The sequence below is a fragment of the Cupriavidus sp. P-10 genome, from assembly GCF_003402535.2.
GTDB lineage: Bacteria > Pseudomonadota > Gammaproteobacteria > Burkholderiales > Burkholderiaceae > Cupriavidus.
This window is the reverse complement of record NZ_AP025170.1, coordinates 2,732,028-2,754,896: the sequence shown is the minus strand read 5'-3', so window position 1 is coordinate 2,754,896 and position 22,869 is coordinate 2,732,028. Positions and strand designations below refer to the sequence as shown.

At 63.9% G+C, this 22,869-nt stretch carries 19 protein-coding genes, 1 tRNA gene and 2 pseudogenes; 11 read left to right on the top strand and 11 right to left on the bottom strand.

Annotated elements, in window-relative coordinates; translation table 11 throughout:
• Positions 1–289: 289 nt before the first annotated feature.
• Complete coding sequence (locus tag CTP10_RS12700) at positions 290–1,120, top strand: META and DUF4377 domain-containing protein (RefSeq protein ID WP_116317892.1); 831 nt, start codon at positions 290–292, stop codon at positions 1,118–1,120.
• Between the two features lie 102 nt (positions 1,121–1,222).
• On the opposite strand, the gene CTP10_RS12695 is transcribed toward CTP10_RS12700, so the two are convergent.
• From CTP10_RS12695 to CTP10_RS12670, 6 genes are all read right to left on the bottom strand, one after another.
• Positions 1,223–2,734 (bottom strand): TolC family outer membrane protein, encoded by a 1,512-nt coding sequence (locus tag CTP10_RS12695; RefSeq protein ID WP_116317891.1) that lies wholly within the window; start codon positions 2,732–2,734, stop codon positions 1,223–1,225.
• A gap of 113 nt (positions 2,735–2,847) precedes the next feature.
• Entirely contained in the window at positions 2,848–3,171 is a 324-nt protein-coding gene (locus tag CTP10_RS12690; protein ID WP_116317890.1) for a rhodanese-like domain-containing protein, read from the bottom strand.
• A gap of 13 nt (positions 3,172–3,184) precedes the next feature.
• On the bottom strand, positions 3,185–3,838 hold the full coding sequence (locus CTP10_RS12685; RefSeq protein ID WP_116317889.1) for a protein-L-isoaspartate O-methyltransferase family protein: 654 nt from the start codon (positions 3,836–3,838) through the stop codon (positions 3,185–3,187).
• Between the two features lie 114 nt (positions 3,839–3,952).
• Complete coding sequence (locus CTP10_RS12680) at positions 3,953–7,186, bottom strand: efflux RND transporter permease subunit (protein ID WP_116317888.1); 3,234 nt, start codon at positions 7,184–7,186, stop codon at positions 3,953–3,955.
• A 28-nt stretch (positions 7,187–7,214) separates the two neighbouring features.
• Positions 7,215–8,327, bottom strand: coding sequence for an efflux RND transporter periplasmic adaptor subunit (locus CTP10_RS12675; RefSeq protein ID WP_116317887.1), 1,113 nt, complete (start codon positions 8,325–8,327; stop codon positions 7,215–7,217).
• Positions 8,324–9,178 (bottom strand): TetR/AcrR family transcriptional regulator, encoded by an 855-nt coding sequence (locus CTP10_RS12670; RefSeq protein WP_116317886.1) that lies wholly within the window; start codon positions 9,176–9,178, stop codon positions 8,324–8,326. Before CTP10_RS12670 ends, CTP10_RS12675 begins: the two co-directional genes overlap by 4 nt.
• A gap of 286 nt (positions 9,179–9,464) precedes the next feature.
• Here CTP10_RS12670 and CTP10_RS12665 point away from each other — a divergent pair, with 286 nt between their 5' ends.
• From CTP10_RS12665 to CTP10_RS12640, 6 genes and pseudogenes are all read left to right on the top strand, one after another.
• Complete coding sequence (locus CTP10_RS12665) at positions 9,465–9,770, top strand: YkgJ family cysteine cluster protein (protein ID WP_116317885.1); 306 nt, start codon at positions 9,465–9,467, stop codon at positions 9,768–9,770.
• A gap of 52 nt (positions 9,771–9,822) precedes the next feature.
• Positions 9,823–10,383 carry a DUF1439 domain-containing protein gene (locus tag CTP10_RS12660; protein WP_116317884.1) on the top strand — a complete coding sequence of 187 codons (561 nt, stop codon included), beginning with the start codon at positions 9,823–9,825 and terminating at the stop codon, positions 10,381–10,383.
• A gap of 88 nt (positions 10,384–10,471) precedes the next feature.
• Positions 10,472–11,353, top strand: coding sequence for an undecaprenyl-diphosphate phosphatase (locus CTP10_RS12655; protein WP_116317883.1), 882 nt, complete (start codon positions 10,472–10,474; stop codon positions 11,351–11,353).
• Positions 11,354–11,465: 112 nt separating this feature from the next.
• Positions 11,466–12,253, top strand: a pseudogene (locus CTP10_RS12650) (IS3 family transposase); the annotation flags it as partial.
• 679 nt (positions 12,254–12,932) lie between these two features.
• Positions 12,933–14,450 carry a group II intron reverse transcriptase/maturase gene (gene ltrA / locus CTP10_RS12645; RefSeq protein ID WP_116324054.1) on the top strand — a complete coding sequence of 506 codons (1,518 nt, stop codon included), beginning with the start codon at positions 12,933–12,935 and terminating at the stop codon, positions 14,448–14,450.
• 68 nt (positions 14,451–14,518) lie between these two features.
• Positions 14,519–14,995 (top strand): annotated as a pseudogene (locus CTP10_RS12640) (IS3 family transposase); the annotation flags it as partial.
• Positions 14,996–15,059: 64 nt separating this feature from the next.
• Here CTP10_RS12640 and trmB read toward each other — a convergent pair.
• From trmB to CTP10_RS12620, 4 genes are all read right to left on the bottom strand, one after another.
• On the bottom strand, positions 15,060–15,848 hold the full coding sequence (gene trmB / locus CTP10_RS12635; protein ID WP_116320756.1) for a tRNA (guanosine(46)-N7)-methyltransferase TrmB: 789 nt from the start codon (positions 15,846–15,848) through the stop codon (positions 15,060–15,062).
• 75 nt (positions 15,849–15,923) lie between these two features.
• Positions 15,924–15,998: transfer RNA gene (locus CTP10_RS12630), tRNA-Gly, on the bottom strand.
• A 557-nt stretch (positions 15,999–16,555) separates the two neighbouring features.
• The gene (locus tag CTP10_RS12625) at positions 16,556–16,708 is read right to left on the bottom strand and encodes a hypothetical protein (RefSeq protein WP_158577674.1); all 153 of its coding nucleotides are present in this window, start codon (positions 16,706–16,708) and stop codon (positions 16,556–16,558) included.
• Positions 16,709–16,727: 19 nt separating this feature from the next.
• Positions 16,728–16,943, bottom strand: a complete 216-nt coding sequence (locus CTP10_RS12620; RefSeq protein WP_116320757.1) for a helix-turn-helix domain-containing protein — start codon at positions 16,941–16,943, stop codon at positions 16,728–16,730.
• A gap of 1,553 nt (positions 16,944–18,496) precedes the next feature.
• On the opposite strand from CTP10_RS12620, the gene CTP10_RS12615 reads away from it, so the two are divergent.
• The 3 genes from CTP10_RS12615 (at position 18,497) to CTP10_RS12605 (ending at position 20,747) form a co-directional block, all read left to right on the top strand.
• Complete coding sequence (locus CTP10_RS12615; RefSeq protein WP_116320759.1) at positions 18,497–19,384, top strand: phage integrase N-terminal domain-containing protein; 888 nt, start codon at positions 18,497–18,499, stop codon at positions 19,382–19,384.
• Between the two features lie 108 nt (positions 19,385–19,492).
• Positions 19,493–19,732: a hypothetical protein gene (locus CTP10_RS12610; protein ID WP_116320760.1), complete on the top strand. Its 240-nt coding sequence runs from the start codon at positions 19,493–19,495 to the stop codon at positions 19,730–19,732.
• A gap of 640 nt (positions 19,733–20,372) precedes the next feature.
• Positions 20,373–20,747, top strand: a complete 375-nt coding sequence (locus CTP10_RS12605) for a hypothetical protein (RefSeq protein ID WP_147316221.1) — start codon at positions 20,373–20,375, stop codon at positions 20,745–20,747.
• A gap of 29 nt (positions 20,748–20,776) precedes the next feature.
• Here CTP10_RS12605 and CTP10_RS12600 read toward each other — a convergent pair whose 3' ends face one another.
• Entirely contained in the window at positions 20,777–21,757 is a 981-nt protein-coding gene (locus tag CTP10_RS12600; protein ID WP_116320762.1) for a LysR family transcriptional regulator, read from the bottom strand.
• A gap of 90 nt (positions 21,758–21,847) precedes the next feature.
• Between CTP10_RS12600 and CTP10_RS12595 the strand changes: the two genes are divergently transcribed.
• Complete coding sequence (locus CTP10_RS12595; protein WP_233528195.1) at positions 21,848–22,861, top strand: Bug family tripartite tricarboxylate transporter substrate binding protein; 1,014 nt, start codon at positions 21,848–21,850, stop codon at positions 22,859–22,861.
• Positions 22,862–22,869 lie beyond the last annotated feature (8 nt).

The following is a 22,869-nucleotide window of genomic DNA, read 5'->3' as shown; positions in this document are numbered from 1 at the left end:
TGCCAGTCAGGAAGCAGATGTTGCGGCCGGAAGGCGAGGAATGCGTGGTGGTGGGCAAGGCGATCTGAGCGGATCCAGGGTGCTCCGAGGCACGAAAGGCCGTGGCCGGCATCCGGCCGCGGCGAGACATGGGGCGCACGTTACACTAGACGGCAGCATTGTGCAGCCGGCAATGCTGAACTTGCATGAATCAGCCAGGCTCTAAGCCAGCATGAAGCGCGGACGCTGCTGTGTGATAGTCAATCGCTTGCCAGCGGCGTTCCCGCCCAAGTCACAGGAGCTTACCTAAATGCAGACATCCCTTCGTGCCACATGCCGGAACATCGGCCTGCGCAGCGCGGCCATTGCGCTTGCCACCGCCGCCGCCACACTTGCCGCCTGCGCCACCGCACCCGCCCCGGGCTTGCCCAGCGCCGGTGCCAACCTCAACCAGACGCAGTCGTCTGGTCCCAGTCGCTGGGAACTGATGCGCTGGCAGCAAGCCGACGGCACGCTGCGCGACATCCCGCATGGTGACAACGGCCAGCCCATCATCTTCGAGTTCAGCGATGGCATCGACGCCGCGCAGGGCACGGTCAGCGGCACCAGCGGCTGCAACCGCTTTACCGGCAGCTACGGCAAGACCGACACCGGCGTGCGCTTCGACCGCGTGGCCGGCACGCGCATGGCTTGCCCGCCGCCGCGTATGGAACTGGAGTCGGCGCTGCTCAAGGCGATGCAGGCATCGTTTACCACCGTCGGCACGCAGCCGTCGGCGGGCAGCACCGGGCGGCAGGTTGTCTGGAAGACGGCCAGCGGCGACCTCCTGCAGTTTGTCGAGCGCGAAGGCGTGGGCAAGCGCGGCGCAAGCGCCGCGGCGGGCGGCGTGGAGAAGGTTGTCTATATCGATTCGCAGCGCGTGGAGTGTTCGGGCGTCGGCAAGATGATGTGCTACCGCTGGCGCGAGTCGCCGGACGCGCCGTGGCAGCTCTGGTACGGGCCGATCGAGGGGCTGGATTTCGAGCAGGGGGTTTTGTACAAGCTGCGCGTGCGCGAATACCAGGTGCCGAACCCGCCGGCGGATGCTTCGTCGATCCGGTGGCAGTTGCTGAAGGTGGAGTCGCGGACGCGGGCGCAGTAGCAGCGCTTTTGCGGTGCGGCAAGAGGGGCAAACGCCGCTCTGGCATCCCCGCACAAAGAAAACGGGCCGCTGTTGCGGCCCGTTTGCATCGTGTCAGTGGGATCAGGAGCGCGGCGTTCCGCCATCGCGCCGCGCACCACGGCGATCCGCGGTGGCCGGCGCCTTTGCAGGCGCCCTGCCGCCAGCCTGCGCCGGCACCGGCAGCTTGTACATCGTCCCCGGCACCGACGTCAGCAGCGTATTGATCTGCACCACGTCGCCTTCCTCCAGCACACCGGTCGAAGCCTTCAGCCGCAAGCCGTTCATGATGGTGTCATAGCGTGCCTTGGCCAGGTCGCGCCGCGTGGAGAACAGCTGTGCCTCGGCGTTCAGGACATCGATATTGATGCGCACGCCGACCTCATAACCCAGCTGGTTCGATTCCACCGCGCTCTGTGCCGAACGCTCAGCGGCTTCCAGCGCCTTGACCTGCGCCAGGCCATTGGATACGCCGGAGTAAGTCTGCCGCGCGCTCTGCGCGGCGGTGCGGCGCGCGAATTCCAGGTCGCTGGCGGCCTTGTCCGCCAGTGCGATGGTCTCGCGCACGCGCGACTGGATCTGGCCCCCGGAGAAAATCGGCATGGTCAGCTGCACGCCGATCTGCGAAGCGTTGTAGTGCGTCGAGATTGCCTGCGTTGCGCTGCCGGTCTGGTTGTTGAAACCATACGAGGCCACCAGGTCGACCGACGGCAGGTGCCCGGCCTTGGCCTTGTTGGTCTCGCGCTGCGCGGTTTCCAGGTTGTAGCCGGCCAGGTTGACCTGCGGGTTGCTGGTCTCGGCCTGCGCGGCCCAGGCATTGACGTCGGGCGGCTGCGGGCCGGGAATGGGTGCCTCGGAGCGCAGGCCCATCAGTTCGTCGACAGGCTTGCCGGTGATCTGCTGCAGGGTGGCGCGCCTAATCTCAAGGTCGCTCTGCGCGGCAATCTCGGTCGAGGTGGCCAGGTCGTAGCGTGCCTGGGCGTCATTGGAGTCGACGATAGTGGCGGTGCCGACCTCGAAATTACGCTTGGCCTGTTCCAGCTGCTCGCCGATGGCCTTCTTCTGCGCGCGCGCCAGGTACAGGTTGTCCTGCGCGGCGAGCACGTCGAAATATGCTTGCGCGCTGCGCGTGATCAGGTCGAGTTCGGCCTGGTGAAAGGTGACTTCGCCCGCCATCGCGGCCAGCTCGCCCTGCTTGTAGGTTTCCCAGCGGTCCCAGCGGAACAGCGGCTGGCTCAGTTGCAACTGCCAGTTGTTGTTGTTGAAGAAACGCGTGCCCGAAGCGCTGGGCGAGCCGCCAATCGGCAGCGAGGCAGTCTGGTCGAGCTTGGTGCGGTTGGCGCCAGCGGTGCCGACGACCTGCGGCAGCAGCCCGGCGCGGCCCTGCGGCAGCTTCTCGCGCGTGGCAAGCAACTGCGAGCGGGCGCTGGCAAACTGCGCGTCATTGGATTGCGCATCGCGATAGACCTGCAGCAGGTCGGCCGCGCCTGCCGGTGCCGCGGGCAGCACGGCAAGCAGCAGCGGGGCGAGCAGGGAAGCCGCGATCGCCAGGCGCGTCCGGATCGCTCCGGACTGGGCGTTGGGCGCAAACGTCATGACACCTCCAGAATGCCGGGCGCAAGCCTCGGCCTACGGTCGTTTCTTCTTCGGAATGCTGCTTGAGATGCGAGCGGGAGCGGCCGGCCTGACCGGGCAGGCCGCAACGCGCTTCAGTACTTCGGCATCGCCGGGTCCACCTCGCTGGCCCAGGCGTCGACACCGCCGGTCAGGTTGTAGACCTTGGCGTAGCCCTGGCGCTCCAGGAACGCGGCCACCTGCATGCTGCGCATGCCATGGTGGCAAATGCAGACGATGTCGGCGTCTTCGTCCAGTTCGGCAGCGCGTGCCGGGATGTCGCGCATCGGGATATGGGTGATGCCGGGCATGGCGCAGGTCTGCACCTCCCAGCCTTCCCGCACATCCAGCAGGACCGGCTTGGCGCGGCTGGCATCGGCCAGCCACTGGGCCAGTTCGGTCGGCTTGATTACCTGCATGATGAAACCGTCCTCAGAACTGGAACTGCGACGGACGGGCCGCGCCCTGCAGGGGCTTGACCGCGGTCTCGAACAGGTTGACGACCTGGTACTCGGTCTCGGACACGCGTGTGATGAGGCGCGCTTCCATCACCGGCAGATCGCCCACGATGGCGGCGATGCGGCCGCCCACCTTGACCTGCGACAGGATCGACTGCGGCAAGGCCGGCAGCGAGCCCGAGATGCAGATCACATCGTACGGCGCCGCGGCGGCCCAGCCGTCGGCGGCATTGCCTTCGGCGACGTCGACGTTGGTGACGCCGGCGTTGGCCAGGTTGGTGCGGGCCAGCTCGACCAGCTCGGGCACGATGTCCACGGTCAGCACGTGGCGCGCGCGGTTGGCCAGCAGGGCGGCCATGTAGCCGGAGCCGGCGCCGATTTCCAGCACGTTCTCATGCTTGCGCACGGCCAGGTCCTGCAGGAGGCGGGCTTCGACCCGCGGCGGCAGCATGTTCTGCCCGGCGGGCAGCGGAATCTCCATGTCGACGAACGCCAGCGAGGCGTACGCGGCCGGGACGAACTGCTCCCGCTTGACCACCGCCAGCAGGTCCAGGATTTCCTGGTCCAGCACGTCCCACGGGCGGATTTGCTGTTCGATCATGTTGAATCGGGCTTTTTCGAGATCCATCTTGCCATTCCTTACCAAGGCCAACCGCTGTCGTTCTGTGCGCCGGCCGCGCGGTGCCCACGGCCGGACAGTCTTGTCTAACCTGCTATTTTAACCTTGCGGGCGCCGTCGGGTTCATTCCGCGCTGGCTTCCGTGGGCCGCGGCGATTCCTTTGCGGCCGGCCGGGCGGGCGCGGCCGGGGAGGGCACGGCCGCTTTCCCTTGCCACAGCCGGCGCAGCCACGCGCCGAAATCATCAAGATACGTATAGATCACAGGCACGACCACCAGCGTCAGGATCGACGAGGTAATGATCCCGCCGATCACCGTCTGCCCCATCGGCGCGCGCTGCTCGGCGCCTTCGCCGAGGCTGAAGGCCAGCGGCACCATGCCGAAGATCATCGCCAGCGTCGTCATCAGGATCGGGCGCAGGCGCACGCGGGCGGCTTCGACCAGCGCAGCCTCGCGTGACAGCGGCTGGCGGCCGGCGCTGCCGTCCGTTCCATCGACATGGCCCTGCCGGGCCTGGTTGGCGAAGTCAACCAGCAGGATCGCATTCTTCGTCACCAGCCCCATCAGCATGATGAAACCGATGATCGAAAACATGTTCAGCGTCGAGCGGAACAGCAGCAGCGCCGCGAACACGCCGACCAGCGTCAGCGGCAGTGAGGTCATGATCGCGATCGGCTGGAAGAAGCTGGCGAACTGCGAGGCCAGGATCATGTAGATGAAGATCACCGCCAGCGCCAGCGCCGACACGGCGTAGCCAAAGGATTCGTTCATCGACTTGGTCGAGCCGCCAAACCGGTACTTGTAGCCCGCCGGCCAGTTCATGCCGTCCAGCGTGGCCTTGACGTCGCGCGCCACTTCGCCGGCGGAGCGCCCGGCCACGTTGGCGGTCAGTTCGACCTCGCGGTTCAGGTCGCGCCGGCTGATTTGGTTGGCACCGGTGGTCGGCACCAGTTCGGCGATCTGGCGCAGCGGCACCATCTTCGGCGAGCCGTCGGTGTTGGTCTGGCTGCTGGCGATCATCAGCGCGCTCAGGTCGGCCATGCCGGTGCGGGCGTCCCTGGGCAGGCGCACGCGCACGTCGTAGTTCTCGTCATCGGGCGCGCGCCAGGAGCTGATGGCGTCACCGGCCAGCAGCGGCCGCAGCGCGTTGCCGATCTGCGCCACGCCCACGCCCAGGTCAGAGGCCAGCTCGCGGCGGATGCGGATCTCGATGGTGGGGCGATCGTCCTTCATGCTGGAGTCCAGATCGGCCAGGCCGGGGATCGCCCGCATGCGCTTGCTGGCTTCCTGCGACAGCCGGCGCAGCTCGTTGAGGTCGTCGCCCTGGATGGACACCTGGATCGCTTTCTGGCCGCCGGCGCCGTCGGGCATGCCGACCATGGTCAGCGTGATGCCGGCGATGCCGGCCAGCCGCTCGCGGATCAGCGGGTTGAGCTGCGCGGTCGAAAGCTTGCGCGCGCGCCGCTCGATCAGGCGCACCGAAACCAGCGCGTTGTTGCGGCCCGAGGCATTGCCCGAGTTGATGGTGGCGTAGGTGTAGGCGACTTCCGGGAAGGACTTCAGCGCGGCTTCCACCTGCCGCACCTTGGCCTCGGTCACTTCGATCGATGTGCCGACCGGCGTGGTGAAGCCGACCTGCGTTTCGCCCAGGTCGGCATTGGGCACGAACTCCGTGCCGATCAGCGGCACCAGCGCAAAGCTGCCGAAGAAGGTCACCGCAGCGATGATCGCGGTTGCAAGCCGGTGCTTGAGCGCCCAGCCCAGCATCGCGGCATAGCCGTTGCCGAGGCGATCCATCCGTGCCGAGAACCAGTCGAGCATCCGGCCGATGGTGCGTCCGTACCAGCTCTTCTTGTTGCCGGTGCCGTGAAGATCCGGGTCGTGCCAGACCGACGACAGCATCGGGTCCAGCGTGAACGATACGAACATCGAGATCAGCACCGCCGCCACCACCGTAATGCCGAACTGGTGGAAGAAGCGCCCGATGATCCCGCCCATGAAGCCCACCGGCAGGAACACCGCCACGATCGAAAAGGTGGTGGCCAGCACCGCCAGCCCGATCTCGTTGGTGCCGTCCAGCGCCGCGCTGCGATGGTCCTTGCCCATCAGGTTGTGGCGCACGATGTTCTCGCGCACCACGATGGCATCGTCGATCAGCAGGCCCACGCACAGCGACAGCGCCATCAGCGTGATCACGTTGAGCGTGAAGCCGCACATATACATCACGCCGAAGGTGCCGATCAGCGCGATCGGCAGCGTCAGGCCGGTGATGACCGTGCTGCGCCACGAGCCGAGGAACAGGAACACGATCGCCACCGTCAGGAACGCGCCCTCCAGCAACGTCGACCGCACCTCCTTCACGCTGCTGCGGATGCCGCGCGCGGTGTCGTTGACGACGTTGAGCTGCACGCCGGCGGGCACCAGCCTGCGCACCTCGTCGGTCATGCGCACCAGGCCGTCTACGGTATCGACGGTGTTCTGGCCCTGTGCCTTTACCACCGACAGGAAGAGGGCGCGCTTGCCGTCGAGCAGCGCCAGGCTTTCCTGCTCTTCCTGCCCGTCGCGCACGTCGGCGATCTCGCCCAGCGTGACCGGCTGGCCGGCGCGACGCGCCACGATGATCTTGCGGAAGGCATCGGGCGTGGGCACGCGGCCCTTGATCTGCACCACGGTTTCGGTAGACGAGGACCGCAGCTCGCCCGCGGGCAGCTCCTGGTTCTCGTTGCGGATCGCGTTCATCACCTGGTCGACGCCGATGCCCAGCGCCTCCAGCTGCGCGGGACGGATGCGGATCTCGACCTCGCGCTTGGTGCCGCCGACGATATTGATCGCGCCCACGCCGCGCACCGTCTCCAGCCGCTTGCGCACGATCTGGTCGGCGATAGTGGTCAGCTCGCGCTGGCTGCGGTTGGCGCCCGGGGCATTGGATACCGACAGGTAGAAGATCGGCGCGTCGGACGGATCGTAGCGCAGCACGCGCGGATCCTTGACCTCGTCGCGGAACTGCGGCCGGATCAGCGCGATCTTGTCGCGCACGTCCTGCGCGGCCTGGCCGACATCGACGCTGAGGTCGAACTTGATGACCACGACCGAGGTGCCCTGGTACGAGTGCGAGAAGATCTCGTCGATGCCGGAGATGGTGTTGACGATCTCCTCGACCTTGCGCGTAACGTCGGATTCAACCGATTCCGGCGCGGCGCCCGGGTATTCGGTCTGCACCACCACCACCGGGAAGGTGATGTCGGGGAACTGGTCGACCGGCAGGCGCTGGTAAGAGAACAGCCCGACCACGATGAAGGCCATCATCATCATGGTGGCCAGCACCGGGTTGCGAATGGACAGGCGAGTGAACCACATGGGGCGCGTTCCGTTCTGTGGCTAAGCTTCAGGCCTTCACGCGCCGCACCTGGCTGCCGCTGCGCAGCGTGCCGAGGTTGGTGCGCACGATCTCGGTGCCGGCGTCGAGGCCGGAGACGATCTCCACCAGCCCGCTGCCTTCGTCGCGCACGCCCAGTTGCACCGCGCGTTCGGCCAGCACGTCCTTGTCGATGGCGTAGACGAAGGCGCGCTCGCCTTCCATGCGCACCGCCGAGACGGGCACGGCCACCACGGCGGACCGCTCTCCAAGCACCAGCGCGCCGCGCGCGAACATGCCCGCGCGCAGCTTCGCGTCGGCATTTTCCACACGGACATAGACCATGATGCTGCGCGTGCCCTGCATCACGGACGGGTTGATCCGCACCAGCTTGCCGGTAAAACGCCCGGCGCCTTCCACGTCGAGCTCGACCGCCTGGCCGACGCTGGCGCGCGCCACGTCGGCCATCGGCACCGGCGCTTCGAGTTCCAGCACGCGCAGGTCGACCACGTCTACCAGGCGCGTATCGGGCGACACCTTTTCGCCCGGCTGCGCCGCGCGCGCGGCGACCATGCCGTCGAGCGGCGCCTTGACCACGGTGTCGGCCAGCGCCTTCTGTGCCACTGCCAGGCCGCCCTGCGCGGCATCGAGATTGGCGCGGGCCACGTCCAGGTCGGACTGGAACTTGTCAAACGCGGTCTTCGAGATAAAGCCCTTGCCGACCAGCTCGCGGTTGCGCTCCCACGTCTGGCGCGAGTTATGGAACTGCCCCTGCATGGCCAGCATCTGCCCGCGGGCCTGCGCCACCTTGGCCTCGTATTCGGTCGGGTCGATGCGAGCGATCACCTGGCCGGCGCGCACCGGCTCGCCTTCGCGCACCAGCACCTGCTGCACTTCGCCCGAGACCTTGGCCTTGACCGACGCCTGGTTCAGTGCGCGCAGGCTGCCTGACAGCGGCAGCGACACCTGCAGGTCCTGGCGGCCCACGTTGACGAGATCGGTCTGCAGGAATTCCACCACGTTCGCGGCGGCCTGTACTGGCGGTTGCGGCTGGCGCGCGCTGCTGGCCTTGCGCACGGCAGCCACGGCGCTCACGACCACGATGGCGCAGGCCACGGCGATCAGCAGGGTCTTTCGTTTCATGTTGGCTTCACCGGGCGCGTGCCCGGGTCGTTGGCGGCATCGCCGTCCCTTCCGCCGTCCCTTCCGTCGTCCCCAGTGCCGTCCACAACGTCGGCGCCTTGCGCCAGCATCTCGTCGCGGATGCGCTCCCACACGTACGGGCCTTGCTGCGGCGGCAACGGGCGCTCGCGCGCCTCGCCGGTGGTCAAGCCGAACAGCAGCATGTCGAGCAGGTTGTCGAGGAAGGCTTCGGGGTCGATGTCTTTTTCAGAGGTGGCACGCAGCGCGCGCTGCCACATCATCAGGAACACCAGCGGGGCGCAGATCAGCGTGGTGGTCGGGTTGGCCGGCATCGGGCGGAATTCGCCGCGTGCCACGCCGCGCGCCAGCACCCTGGCGAACAGTTCGTCGCCCGGCACCATTACCTCTTCGTTATAGAAACGGGCGATGTCGGGAAAGTTGGCCGACTCGGCCATGATCAGCTTGGTCAGGCCCGCCACCGGCGTGGCGCCGATCAGGCCCCACCAGCCGCGCAGCAACTCGCGCAGCAGTTCCGGGGTGCTGCCCTCGTAGCGGTCGACCAGCTCGGTGCCGCGCGACAGGGTCGGGACCAGGTTTGCGCGCACCACGGACTTGAACAGCTCTTCCTTGTTGGCGAAGTACAGGTAGACCGTGCCCTTGGACACTCCCGCAGCGGCCGCCACGTCTTCCAGCCGCGTGGCCGCGTAGCCGCGCTCGACGAACAGGTCGAGCGCCGCCGCCACCAGCTCCTGCGGGCGCGCGGCCTTGCGCCGGCTCCAGCGCGGGACATCGGCCTCCTTGTGCGGTTCGGCGGGTGTTTTCACGGGTGTCTTGCGAGGACTGCGGGGCACGGTGGGGCGGTGGCTGGATGTTAATAACTTGTGGGTCATTAATGTAGAGTAGGGTCATGTGAGGGTCAAGCGCGGCCGGGGCGGGCTAGGGTACTCACCGAGGCGAATCCGAGACATGTGATGCAGAGGCCGCGCAAGGCACGACTTGCGGCGCTGTGCCGGTGCGATCGCGCACGCGGCGTTTTCCTTTTCTTACAGGACGATCGCGGCCCTTCGGGCACAATGGCGCCTTGATGTCAGCCGCCTTGCCTGCCATGGCATGCGCGGCGTTCCCTGAACTATTGCGATGAGTTGCCGGTCACACCTTTCCTGCCGCGCTGGCTGCGGCGCCTGTTGTATTGCCCCATCGATTGCCTCGGCCTTGCCCGGCATGCCGGAGGGCAAGCCCGCGGGCGTGCCGTGCGCGCAGCTGCTGCCTGACATGCGCTGTGCGGTGTTCGGCCGGCCTGACCGGCCGGCGTTCTGTGCCGGGCTGAAGCCTTCGGCGGAAATGTGCGGAGACACGCGCGAAGCCGCGTTGCACTGGCTGACCCGACTCGAAATCCTGACCGCGCCGCAGGCCACGCCTGCCCGGCCCGGCTCGCGCGGGTGACATCGGCCACCGTGCCGGCGCGCCCGTCCCAACTCCTGAACTCGGAGGCAACATGATCCGGACATCCCGACGGCGCTGGCTGGCCGTCGCTGGCACGGCCGCGCTGGCCGTCGGCCTCGCCGCCTGCGGCGCGTTCCGCAACGAGTACACGTTCTCGCAAAGCCAGCTGCAGGCTGCGCTGGAACGCAAGTTCCCGTTCAACAAGCGCTATATGGAGCTGTTCGATATCCAGCTCACCAATCCGCAGCTGACGCTGGACTCGGTGCGCAACCGCGTCAATGTGCAGTTCGACGCCACCATCGACAACAAGCTGTTTTTCCGCCAGGCGCTGACGGGGCGCTTCGCGCTGGACAGCGGGTTGCGCTATGACGCCCCCACGCGCTCGGTGGTGCTGCAGGACCCCGAAGTGCAGCGCTTCGACGTCCAGGGCATGCCGGCACAGTTTTCGCGTCAGTTCAGTGCGCTGGGCGGCATCCTGGCCGAGCAACTGCTGCAGGGCTATCCGCTCTATACCTTCCGCGAAGACCAGTTGCGGGTTGCCGGCTCGCAAGTCGAGCCCGGTACAATCACCGTTTTGCCTGACGGCATCAACGTCAAGGTCAACCGTCCCTGATCGCCCTCGGGTATCCGGGCGCTCGAACAACAAACCAGGCGGTCCGGCGCATGCCGGGCACGCCGATGACAACGTTTCTCCGTTCCGCATGGAAATCGCACTTGCCCTGAAAGCCGTGATCCTCGGCATTGTCGAAGGACTGACCGAGTTCCTTCCCATCTCGAGCACCGGCCACCTGATCCTGGCGGGCCAACTGCTCGACTTCAACGACGAGAAGGGCAAGATCTTCGAGATCGTGATCCAGTTCGGTGCCATCCTGGCAGTCTGCTGGGAATTCCGCGCCCGCATCGCCAACGTGGTGCGCGGCCTTGGATCGGAGCCAAAGGCGCAGCGCTTTGCCATCAACGTGGTGATCGCGAGTGCGCCGGCAATCGTATTGGCCTTTATCTTCGGCAAATGGATCAAGGCACACCTGTTCAACCCGATCTCGGTGGCGCTGGCCTTTATCGTCGGCGGCGTGGTGATCCTGCTGGCCGAGTGGCGCGACGCGCGCCGCGGCACGGTTTCGCACCCGCAGGGCAATGCGCTGCTGGAGGCGGCCAAGGCGGGCGCGCCGCGCATCGAATCGGTCGATGATCTGAACTGGCGCGATGCCCTCAAGGTGGGCCTGGCGCAGTGCTTCGCGCTGGTGCCGGGCACCTCGCGCTCGGGCGCCACCATCATCGGCGGCATGCTGTTCGGGCTGTCGCGCCAGGTGGCGACCGAGTTCTCGTTCTTCCTCGCGATCCCGGTGATCTTCGGCGCGACGGTCTATGAACTGTACAAGGCGCGCGCACTGCTGAACGGGGATGACCTCGGCGTCTTCGCCGTCGGCTTTGTCTTCGCCTTCCTGTCCGCGTTCCTGTGCGTGCGCTGGCTGCTGCGCTTTGTCGCCACGCACGATTTCAAGCCGTTTGCGTGGTATCGCATTGCCTTCGGCATCGTGGTGCTGTTTACCGCTTACTCCGGCCTGGTGTCCTGGCACGCATAAGCGGCACACATCCGGACAACAAAAAAGCGTGGCACTTGCCACGCTTTTTTGTTTGCGCCTGACCCGTCCTGAATAAGGTTGACACTTTTCTGGCTGTGACGAGGAGAGTGCCTTGGAGACGGATCGAAAGCGAACCCAGCGTGATTACACGCTGGCTTTTAAGCTGGCGGTTGTGGAGGAAGTAGAAAGAGGCGAGTTGACGTACAAGCAGGCGCAAAGCAAGTATGGAATCCAGGGCCGGTCCACGGTGCTGGTATGGTTACGCAAGCACGGACTACAGGACTGGAGCGGCACGTTGCCACAGGGCACCCGGTACGCCACGATGGGAAAACAAGACAAAGCCAAGCCCCGTACCCCTGAGCAGCGGATCAAGGAGCTGGAGGCTCAGTTGCGCGAAGCGCAGGAGAAAGCGCGGCTGTTCGAGACGGTGATCGACGTGATTCAGAAGGAGCACGGGGTTCGCATCGTAAAAAAGCCTTCGGGCAAGTCCTCGCGCAAGAGCTCATCCAAGGGCTAAGCGTTAGCAGGGCTTGCCGTTACTTCGGCATCAGCCGCCAGGCATACTACAAGCGCCGCGACAGTGAGCTTAGGCAGGCCGCCCGGGATGCCAGGATTTGCGCGCTGGTCACCGAGGTGCGACTGCGCCAGCCGCGCATAGGCACTCGCAAACTGCAGCGGGTGCTGCAGGTGCCGTTGGAGAAGGCGGATATCCGAGTGGGCCGTGATCGGCTGTTCGATGTCCTGCGCGCGGCGCGGCTGCTTGTGAAGCCGCATCGGGCGTATCACAAGACCACCAACAGCCATCACCGCTTCCGACGCCATCCCAACCTACTCAAGGACGGGCCGCAGAAGGTGGTGCCTACCGCCGCCGAACAGGTCTGGGTGGCTGACATTACGTATCGTACGCCCAGCCAGCGTAGCCCGCCCGTCTGGGGGTGAAGCTGCTTGAGCATGTATGGAATGCAGGACCCGGTGGAATTGACGTTGCAGTACCGGGCATGCCCTTCCTCTGCTGCGAGGGGAAGTGAGCCGAAGCGGCGGTGACCTGCTGACACTGGCAGGGTGACGTAGTCCGTGGGAAACGGGACTTGCGGCGAAGCGGTTACGCCAAGATGAGTCTCTAGGCTGAGCATGGGACGGTTGAGGAACACGAACCTGTTGAAACGCATCTGAGGGTTGAAATGTCACCCCTGCCTACACCGCTTTACAGGCAGGACGCGGACTGCCGCCGGGTACAGGTATGGGCCGGCGACACGAATGCTACTTGGATATATAAGCCCAGCAGCAGGGAGCCACGGGGAGCGCGCAACTAGACCGTGGTGTTCGCGACGACTTGCGGCAAGCAAGGATAAAGACTGCGACAGGCAACCTCGCCCATGCGTTGAGTCCAGCATGTGAACTGGGGAAGGTTTGCACAGATGCCAAGGGAGTGTGCCCCCGATGATGTGCAAACTGGCGGAGCCTCCGTAGTAGTCCGAGGCCGGGAAAGCCGGCCACATGGCGAAGGGAGGCAGTTGAAGTGGTTTGTTTGGTTGATTAGCTGACCATAGTGAGGTGAAGACCTTTGATAATCAGTGAAATGCAAAGCAAACTGGCGACATGGTCAACGGAGAACAAAGAGCGCAAGTTCGATCGCCTCCTGAGATTGATTGCCGACAGAAGTTGGCTGAGCGAAGCGGCTCGCATTACGCTGGCCTCCAGCGGAGCTCGCACGCCGGGCGTTGACGGGGTCGACAAATGCAGGCTGGAAGCGAATCTCCAGCATGAATTGGCGGCGATACGTGAAGAGCTGTTGGCGGGCTCGTACAGTCCGCTGCCTGCGCGACGCGTGTACATACCGAAAGCGAACGGCAAGCTCAGGCCGCTTGGCATACCGAGCCTGCGGGATCGGATCGTGCAACGGGCAATGTTGATGGCGATGGAGCCGATATGGGAGAGCGATTTCCACCCGGCTTCATATGGCTTTAGGCCTGCCCGTAGCGTACATCACGCGATTCGCGCGGTGAAGCTCCAGCTACAAGACAGCGGTGAACAAAGTACGGCGGGACGCTGGGTTATCGAGGGCGACCTCGCCAGCTACTTTGATACGGTTCATCATCGCCTGCTCATGAAGGGGATTCGCAAGCGGATTGCCGATCAGCGCTTTCTTGCCCTGCTCTGGAAGTTCATCAAGGCGGGCTGTGTTGATCGCGAGCTGTTTCGTGCATCGAGTGAAGGCGTTCCTCAGGGCGGTGTCATCTCGCCCCTGTTATCCAACATCATGTTGCATGAATTCGATGCGTGGATGGAGCGGAACTACCTGAACAAGAAGGTGCGGAAGGATCGGTGGGCATGGAACTTCGCCATTCTTAAACAGCGACCCATTACTGTTCGAGAAAACCGGCAGTGGAAACCAGCTATCGCCTACTGCCGGTATGCGGATGACTTTGTGATCGTGGTCAAGGGGACTCGTGAACATGCTGAGACAGTGCGTGAAGCATGCCGTGGGTTCCTCGAAGGCGAGCTGAAGCTCACGCTGAATATGGAGAAGACCCATATCACGCATGTGAACGACGGCTTTGTCTTCCTCGGTCACCGGATCATTCGCAAGCGTGGTCCACGCGGCCGCATGCGGCCTGTGACGTCCATACCGTGGGAGAAGTATCGGGGCTTTGCCGGGCGGCTCGTCAAGCAACTGTCGGGCAACTACAGCATGAACCGGATGGACCTGATGGAAAGCCTGAATCGGCAGATCGCTGGCTGGGCTGCCTTCTATCAATACACCGACTACACGGCCACCATGTTCAAGAAAGTAGACCGAACGGTCTTCTGGAAACTCGGATACTGGCTCGCGCGCAAGTATCGGCGCGGGTTCAGGTCGCTGATGCGCGACTACATTCGAGCGCCGGAGCCGGGACAGGCTACAACATGGGTGTTACAAGGCCAGAACAGTCGGGGATGGTATGGGGTAGTGGCGCTTCGGCGTCTCGTTACCAGTCGCAAAGGTCGTTTTACCTGGCGAACCCTGACAGAAAATCCGTACATCCTGCGCGATGAGACACGCCGTACCATCGAGTCGCGCTACCCCGATGTTGCCTTTGCTATGAGCAACACTTGAACGGAGAGCCGGATGCGTTGAGAGGCGCAAGTCCGGTTCGGGGAGGAGAGACAGGGAAATAGTCCGACTACGCCCTGTCTCTTACTCCACTTCCCACCGCCGGGCAGACGGTCTATCTGAGCCTCGTCACGGATGCCTGGTCGCGAAAGATCGTGGGCTACCACGTCCATGACGGCCTGCAGACCGAGCAAGTAAGCCAGGCGCTGAAGATGGCGCTACGCTCGCGCCAGTCCCGGCAGGCGCTGGTGCACCATTCGGACCGAGGAATTCAATACTGCGCCACCTACTACCAGGCCATCCATCAGCGGCATGGCCTGACCTGTTCCATGACCGACGGCTACGACTGCTACCAGAACGCCATGGCAGAGCGCATCAACGGCATCCTCAAGAGCGAATTCCTGCTGAACCGACCGGCTGATCTGCAGCAAGCGGCTCGCATGGTAAGGGAGTCAGTTGAGATCTATAACCGTGAACGCCCCCATCAAGCCCTGAAATACAAAACGCCCGATGAGGTTCATCGGGCGTCCGTTGCTATGGGTTGCTAGGTTCAAATGACCCAGCAGAACCTGTCAACCTATGTCAGGACTTGACAGCCTTGCGTGCCTGCCTTCAGGCGCGCTTGCGGAACACCACGTCCCACACCCCATGCCCGAGCCGCACGCCGCGGCGCTCGAACTTGGTCACCGGCCGGTAGTCCGGCCGCTCGGAAAAGCCATCCGCCGCGCCGGAGGTGTTCTCCAGCAGCGGTTCACCCGCCAGCACCTCGACCATCTGGTGCGCGTACTCTTCCCAGTCGGTGGCGCAGTGGATATAGCCACCCGGCTTCAGTCGGGCCGCCAGCAGCTTCACCAGCGGCGGCTGCACCAGCCGGCGCTTGTTATGGCGCTTCTTGTGCCACGGATCCGGGAAATAGATATGCACGCCGTCCAGGCAGTCGTCGGTCAGCATGTGGGCGATGACCTCGACCGCGTCGTGCTGCAGGATTCGGACGTTCTCCAGGCCGCGCTCGTCGATCAGCTTGAGCAGGGCGCCGACGCCGGGTTCATGCACCTCGCAACCCAGGAAATTGTCCTGCGGCCGCAACCCGGCGATATGCGCGGTGGTCTCGCCCATGCCGAAGCCGATCTCCAGGATCGACGGCGCCTTGCGGCTGAACGTGGCTTCCCAGTCCAGCGGCTGTGGCGCGTACGGCACCAGCATGCGCGGACCGACTTCATCGATGGCGCGCTGCTGCCCGGTCGACGTGCGGCCGGCACGGCGCACGAACGAGCGGATGCGGCGCGGATGCGCGACGCCTTCGGGATCGGCAGGAGAGGGGGCGGACGGCTGCTGGGCGTTGTCCACCGGCGTGGCGTCATCGGACGGCGTAGGTCCGGTGCTGGGGTCTTGGGGAAGCATGGCAACAAAAAAGCCGCCGGGCAGATCACCGTAACAGTGTTAACGGTGGCAATGGCGGCTTGTCTCGACTTGAGGTGGAGCGGGCGATGGGAATCGAACCCACGTCTTTAGCTTGGGAAGCTAAGGTAATGGCCATTATACGACGCCCGCTATGGCTTGTTGGGAGCGGATTCTAGCACGATTCTGGCAGCGGTCCATGCTCAGCAACTGAACCTCCGCTCCGCAATTCACTTCGTCGGCGTCACCCGTTTCCCGCGCCGCGAGTAGTGGCGCTTAGTGGTGCCTACGTCGGCATGCCCAAGCAGGTCGGCCGCAGCGGCGTTGCCCCCTCTGGTCACTGCGGCCTTCGCGCGCAGATCATACGTCCAGAAGTTAACCAGGCGCTCTGCGTGGCCGGGGCATTCCTACACTGTGGTGTCCTTGGCGTTTTGGAAGTGCCAGCAGCACCGGCTGGCTCAGCTTTAGGCCGCGTTCGTTGACCAGCAGGTAGATTTCGCTGACATCGAACCCGGCCTTGTGGACCTTGATCCGGTCCAGGCGCGGCTTTAGCTCGCCGATGATGGATGCGCAGGGTCGCCCTTCTGGGGTTGCTTGACCACCAGGTGCCTGTCAGGACATGGCGTCGCGCAGCGGCTGATGCTGTCTCATAGCGATGCGTAGCTGGTGGTAGGAAAAGGCCGTACACAAGAGCCACCAGCGTAGGACTTTCAGCCATCGTCGTCCGACTCGATTCCCTCGGCGATCGCGTCCGCCTTCCTGTAGCCGTCCAGCCGCTCCGCGCGCACGGCGATCAGGCTGCGCTGGTCGGCAGCGGTCGCGGCAAATGCCCGCGGACCCGGCGTAAATCCGGTCACGCTCATGTCGCCCAGATCACTACGCTCATAGCGTACTGAAGAGTTCAGCCACGCTAATCTGAAGCGCCGTGGCCAGTGTTTCGATCGCATCCAGCGAGGGGTTGGCAGCGCCGGTTTCGATACGGCTCATGTAGGTACGCGCAAAGCCTACATGGTCCGCAAATGCTTCTTGGGAGAGGCCGGTGGCTTGCCGAAGTTCACGTATTCGCTTGCCGAAGCGATGGCGTAGGGTTCTTTTCATACCCCCCCACTGTCAAAGCATGAACACTAATCGGCCACACACTAATCGTGACATTTTGGGCCGAATTGGCTATGCTACGTCTGCGTCGGTATCCTTGGCGGCGCCGAACCGGACCAACTCTTACCATGAGCGGCATGTTTGTCCTCTGGCACACGGCGCACCACGCCGGCAATCTCGCCCGGGCGGCTGCACCGTACCACACCTTAGGCGCTACCTTGGCGCATCGGCCATTTCGCCTTCCGGCTTCCCAGGAGGCTATTGCAGTGCAACTCCACTCGCTCGTGGCAGCCTACCTGCAATACGAGGAGGGCAAGCTCGCCCACTATCAGTCAGCTGTGCAATGTGTTGCCGCCTGTACTGCCTACTGGCAGGGTAAGGGCATGTTGCCTTGCTACTGGCGCAGGATACGAAACCAGGTGCTGCGCTTCGAATTCAGCCTAGCACGTCCCCTCTTTCTGTCGAGCCGCATTTACGCTGTTAGGCAGGAGCTATATCCCTATATTTCACACTGAAGTTCGGGAGGATTGCTATGACGATCGGTTTGGCTGTCTTGGTGATAGGGGCCCCCATCGCGGCCTTCTTCATTTGGGTTGCTCGGAACGGTCTTCGCGCTCAGGAGAAAGAGCGCGAAGAGCGCCATCTGCGAGGCTGCCGTTGTCGATGTCGTCAGGATTGTGCAGATCACGATTTGTCCTAATAGCCCATCGCCGTCATTTAATGCGTAATTCGCGCCCTTGCGACCCTCCTTGAGGTGGGGTGTTTGTTCCAAATCATCCCGTGTATGGACCCCGTTGACTGCTGCGCAGGCAGTCCGATAACACGAGAGGGTCTCCGAATGGCAGCACGGGATATTGACGGGCTTGCCAAAATCGATGTGACACATTAATCTACTGAGCACTTCTCGCCCTTTGGGCATCGACATTGGCATTGCGTGCCACAGCTGGACGTGGCGTGACTACTATGTGGTGAGGCGGTTGGCGCTGTAACTACTGTTCTAGTCATAACCCGTCTACATTTTTTGGCTGATCGGCTGGGCTGTCTAAGTCCGTCCAATTTCTGGTCAACCATCCTTCGATGGTGCTCCGTACCGTAGCAGTTGCGGAGGTCATTCCCTTTCCCGCCTTTCCTGACCTTAGCCGAGGGCTTCGCATGCCTCGCTGTCACGTCATTCTTGCCCTTTCGCTATTGCCGTATCCGGCAGCGTCGATAAGGGGGCAACGCCCTTCCCCTCTCCTTATTTCCTCAGCACATCTGAGCATAGCCAGAACTCTTCTGGCGAGTTCGTCTGCACTCTCAAAGCAGACATCCAACGGAACCAACCGGTTGCCCGTTTGGAAAGCAATGAAGGTGGACATAGGGCTCCGCCTCACGTAGCCCCGGCATGTTGTCGCCAGAACGTCTGTGTGTGCCCGACGGGACGCACAGGCCGGCTGGTAATGCCGAGGCTGGTCGTTGTACCCGTACCGCGTACCCAAGGGTCACGGTGCTAGGGCTGGTTTAGCCAGCCGCAGTTAACACTGACCAACGTTAAGACTGACCAAGTGAGGATCCCGATGAAGATCGATATATTTGCTGACCTAATGCGCCTGGTTGAGCGCAATCGTGATGGCTCGTATGCGACCCGAGCGGCCCGCAGGGAAGTGCTCGCACAGGTGGCTCATGACCTTAAAGATATGGGCTTCCGGACGCTTCCCGCTACCGGGTTGAAGCCAAAACATGTTGCCGCGTTGGTTGAGCGCTGGAAGGCCTCCGGTATTGTTGTGGGCACCATGAAAAACCGTATGTCACATGTGCGGTGGTGGGCAGAGAAGGTTGGCAAGCAAAATTGCGTCCCACGCACCAATGCCGAGTCGGGTATTGGTAGGCGCCGCTATGTCACCAACATTTCGAAGGCACTGGTGCTCACGTCGGGGGATCTTGAGAAGATTGCCGACGAGCGTCTGCGCTGTTCTGTCGAGTTGCAGCAGGCCTTTGGCCTGCGTCGAGAGGAGTGCCTCAAGTTTCAGGCGAAATATGCGCTGGCAGGTCTGACGGCGGATGTAGTGCAGGAGATTCACCTCGGGCCAACGTGGTGTAAGGGAGGTCGGGCACGCGCTATACCTATCACCGATGAGCATCAGCGGGCCGTACTTGCGCGTGCGACTGCCTTCTGTGAAAGCGGGTCGATGATTCCTAAGGATCTCAAGTATGTCGATCAGCTTCATCGCTATAAGTCGGCGGTTGAAAAGGCTGGCCTGTCGAAGTTACATGGACTTCGGCATGCGTATGCACAGCGTCGTTACCAGCAGCTCACTGGCTGGCCAGCTCCTGCCGCAGGTGGCCCAGTTTCAGCAGAGCTCACGCAGCAACAGCGGGCTGTAGATCGTTCAGCGCGACTGCAGGTTTCAGGAGAGCTCGGTCACAATCGCGAGGAGATTACTGCCGTTTATCTGGGCCGCTAACGCGTTGCTGTGGCCCTGCTCAATAAAACCCACGCTGCTGCCCATTCGGAGGCTGCGATGCGAATTTCCTTTGACCTAATTCGATGTTTTTTGCGAAGGAGAGATACTTTGCCCAACCTGTTAGAACACCAGTTCATGGCCTCGCTTGAGCGTGGTCTAGTGGGATTTGTCGAGCTGTTGCAGACGCCGGAAGGCTGGCACGTGCGCATCAATGGTTACCAGTGGTTGCGCTCGTCTCGTGAGTGCCCGCACCGATTTGATCGGCTGGAAAAGACCTTGGCGTACCTACGCGAGTTGGGCTGCATCCGCGTGATGGTGCATCTGAACGTTTGGCCAGACGTGTCATAGTCTGCTCCGTACGTGTCTCATTAAGCCCGGCAACGAACCGTGCGAGGGTGCGAGGACTGCTGCATCGTCGCACGAAGAAATGGCAATGAGCCAGGGCCACTCTCAACAAGTGGAAGTACGACGATACATCGCGACGAATTCGACCGGTGCCATTTCAATGACGCAGGGGGCTAGTACAAGTGTGTTTGTCAGTGTTTAACCAGATGATCGCCAAGGTGGTTCAGGAACTTCCTGAATGAGTGCTTGCCGGCCACTATCAGGTGGAATTCGACTTTGGCGAAAACACCGGCATCCCGGTCTGCCGCCGTATCACTATGTGGCTCAATTTTCACCAACGGCCGCTCGGATTTCACATGGCCGAATATGAGCTGCGAACGGTAGGTCCACGGTATCCCGTCAGGTGCCGATGCGACAGGTGGACCTCTACCACTGCATGGAATCCGGCGAGCCTTTGAGCACATCCACGCCATAGTCCAGGCATGCTCGGCATGCGCGCCGGGATGCACAGTGCCCCAGCATCGGGTTTAGATCCAGGCCAAACCGAAATCCGATGAGGGCGGGCCGGCCAAGGTGCTGGCAATGCCGTGCGATACACCAGCGCAGCTACCAACGGCGCGCCGATGCGTCCGAATCTCCGACCGTGCTCTATGAACTGAATTTGGGAGCGGCGTTGTTTCTTTCGGTGGAGGCTATGTTGGACTATGGACTTGCCAAGGCCCGCGACGACATCGCGACCTTCGAAGCGCAGTACGATATCGCGCTTGCGGGGACACGCCCAGCAGGGCACCACGGCATCGCGCGGGAAATCACCGACGCGAGCGTGCTTTCGTCACGTACCGCCATCATGTCGAACAAGCCGGGGCCGATCGCCTGTGCCTGCGCGGCGCCGCTGCCAAGCAGCATCGTGGCCAGTTGCCTAGTGTCCATGTCATCAACTGTCTCCACTGGTCCTAAACGGGGACCTTGCGTGGGCGCGGCCGGCACCTGCAATTTGCCAGTTTGCATCGCACCATAACGAAGCTATTTGGGGGGTGCGGCGCGCGGTCAGCGGCGCGGCGAGCGCCCCGTCGGTTGCGCGGGCTCGCGCGCCACCGCTTCCAGGGCCTGCCGTAGAGCCGTAACGGCGGGCGGCGTCTCAGTATCCGCTGGCGTGATGAAAACCAGCCGCCCAGAGGCGAGCTGCGTGCGCAGCCGCACTTCCTGCACCATCGACATCGCCACATAGGGAGCAAGCGCGCTTGCTGGCGCCACGGTAAGAAAACCGCCTGCGGCAGTCATGGCCAGGTTGCTGTGGAAGGAGGCCGATTCGATATGCGGCGTCGGCGGCAGTTGCCCTGCATTCAGGAAGGGTTGCTCGAATACGTCGCGGGTGTGGGTGCCGCGCGGTGGCAGGATCCATGGACCGGCGTGCAGGTCGGCCAGCGTAATATCGCGGCGCCGGGCCAGCACGTGGTCGGGTGCGCAGGCGACTGCCAGGTATTCGTCCCGCAATGGCGTGATGTGCAACTGCGCCTGGAGCTGGTCGACGTCTTCCTTCTGCAGCCGCCCGATCACGCAGTCCAGTTCACCGTCGCCGAGCAATGCGGTCAGGCCGCCCACGGTATGTTCGCGCACGGCCAGCCGGGGCAGCGTGCCGTGGCTGCGCAGCAGCGCGACCACTTTCGGCAGCACCTCGACGCCCACCAGCGGCAGCATGCCCAGCCGCACCAGCGGCACTTCCGGGCTGGCCTGCAGCGCCTCGCTGGCGGCATCGATCGCCCCCAGCACCACCCGCAGCCGTTCCAGCGCGCGTTCGCCCGCCGTTGTCAGGCGCCCGCCGCGCGTGGTGCGCTCGATCAGCCGGCAGCCGAAGGCCTGCTCCAGCTCCTGCAGCATCTTGGTGACGGCGGGCTGGCTGATGTGCAGCGCTTCGCCCGCTGCGGTCAGCGAGCCGCTGCGAGCGACGAGGTCCAGCAACCGCAGGTGCCGGATGCGCAGCCGGTCGATGCGGTTTGGCGATGCCGGTGCGGAAGGGGCTTTGCTCATAACAAATCGTGATGGCTCTATCAGAACTGGATAATTGTTTCGAATGACGTCGGGCCGGACAATCGGGTCAAACCAGTGAGGAGACCTGCGATGCAAACCAATCCCGGCGGGCGCAGCCCCATGCGCCGCCTGCTGCTGAAGTCGATGCTGGCCCTGCCGGCCGCCGGCGCACTGGGCCTGTCCGGCGTAAGCCGCGCGGCACAGCCTTATCCAAGCCGGCCGATACGGCTGGTCGTGCCCTACGCGGCCGGCGGCGGGCCCGACATCCAGACCCGCAAGCTGGCCGAGGTGCTGGCGAAACAGCTCGGCCAGCCGGTCGTGGTCGAGAACAAGGTGGGGGCCGGCGGCATCCTGGCGGCCGAGTTCGTTGCGCAGCAGCCGGCCGATGGCTACACCCTGATGCTTGGCGCTTCCACCCACGTGACGCAGAAGCTGTTGCAGCCGGGCGCGAAATTCGATCCCGCGGCATTCACCCACATCGTTCGCGTCGGCGTCAGCCCGGCGGTGCTGATAGTCAGCGCCGGCTCGCCGTATCGGACCGTGGCCGATCTCGTTGCAGCGGCACGGCGGGCGCCGGGCGCGCTGAACTTCGCTTCCGGCGGGATCGGCTCGGCGGCGCATGTGTCGGGCGCGGCGTTCGCTGCGGCCGCGGGGATCGACGTGGTGCACGTGCCGTACAAGGGCTCGGTGGAAATCGTGCCGTCGCTGCTCAAGGGCGATACCCAGTTCGGCTTCCCCGTGGCGACGACGGCTCTGCCACAGCTCGGCGCTGGCAAGGTCCGCGCGCTGGCGGTGACGTCGGCCAGCCGCGCCGCCGCGCTGCCGCAGGTGCCGACGCTGGACGAAGCGCTCGGGCGCAAGGATCTCGACCTCGATGCGTGGAGCGGCGTGTGGGCGCCGCCCAACCTGCCGGCGCCGATCGTGGTTCGGTTGCATGCCGCGATCCTGAAGGCGCTGGACGATCCCGGCCTGCGCCGGCTCTACACCGAAATGGGCGCGGTGATCGCGCCGACGCCGACGCCCGAAGCATTTTCGAGGCTGGTCGCCGACGAGAGCGCGCGCATGCGCCGCGTCATCGACAAGAACCGCATCACCATCGAATAAGGCCCGCC

Excerpts from the sequence above, each read along its gene's own strand:
- CTP10_RS12700 (WP_116317892.1), top strand. The coding sequence starts at position 290 with ATGCAGACATCCCTTCGTGCCACATGCCGGAACATCGGCCTGCGCAGC.
- CTP10_RS12695 (WP_116317891.1), bottom strand. The coding sequence starts at position 2,734 with ATGACGTTTGCGCCCAACGCCCAGTCCGGAGCGATCCGGACGCGCCTG.
- CTP10_RS12690 (WP_116317890.1), bottom strand. The coding sequence starts at position 3,171 with ATGCAGGTAATCAAGCCGACCGAACTGGCCCAGTGGCTGGCCGATGCC.
- CTP10_RS12685 (WP_116317889.1), bottom strand. The coding sequence starts at position 3,838 with ATGGATCTCGAAAAAGCCCGATTCAACATGATCGAACAGCAAATCCGC.
- CTP10_RS12680 (WP_116317888.1), bottom strand. The coding sequence starts at position 7,186 with ATGTGGTTCACTCGCCTGTCCATTCGCAACCCGGTGCTGGCCACCATG.
- CTP10_RS12675 (WP_116317887.1), bottom strand. The coding sequence starts at position 8,327 with ATGAAACGAAAGACCCTGCTGATCGCCGTGGCCTGCGCCATCGTGGTC.
- CTP10_RS12665 (WP_116317885.1), top strand. The coding sequence starts at position 9,465 with ATGAGTTGCCGGTCACACCTTTCCTGCCGCGCTGGCTGCGGCGCCTGT.
- CTP10_RS12660 (WP_116317884.1), top strand. The coding sequence starts at position 9,823 with ATGATCCGGACATCCCGACGGCGCTGGCTGGCCGTCGCTGGCACGGCC.
- CTP10_RS12655 (WP_116317883.1), top strand. The coding sequence starts at position 10,472 with ATGGAAATCGCACTTGCCCTGAAAGCCGTGATCCTCGGCATTGTCGAA.
- ltrA (WP_116324054.1), top strand. The coding sequence starts at position 12,933 with ATGCAAAGCAAACTGGCGACATGGTCAACGGAGAACAAAGAGCGCAAG.
- trmB (WP_116320756.1), bottom strand. The coding sequence starts at position 15,848 with ATGCTTCCCCAAGACCCCAGCACCGGACCTACGCCGTCCGATGACGCC.
- CTP10_RS12625 (WP_158577674.1), bottom strand. The coding sequence starts at position 16,708 with ATGAGCGTGACCGGATTTACGCCGGGTCCGCGGGCATTTGCCGCGACC.
- CTP10_RS12620 (WP_116320757.1), bottom strand. The coding sequence starts at position 16,943 with ATGAAAAGAACCCTACGCCATCGCTTCGGCAAGCGAATACGTGAACTT.
- CTP10_RS12615 (WP_116320759.1), top strand. The coding sequence starts at position 18,497 with ATGAAGATCGATATATTTGCTGACCTAATGCGCCTGGTTGAGCGCAAT.
- CTP10_RS12600 (WP_116320762.1), bottom strand. The coding sequence starts at position 21,757 with ATGAGCAAAGCCCCTTCCGCACCGGCATCGCCAAACCGCATCGACCGG.
- CTP10_RS12595 (WP_233528195.1), top strand. The coding sequence starts at position 21,848 with ATGCAAACCAATCCCGGCGGGCGCAGCCCCATGCGCCGCCTGCTGCTG.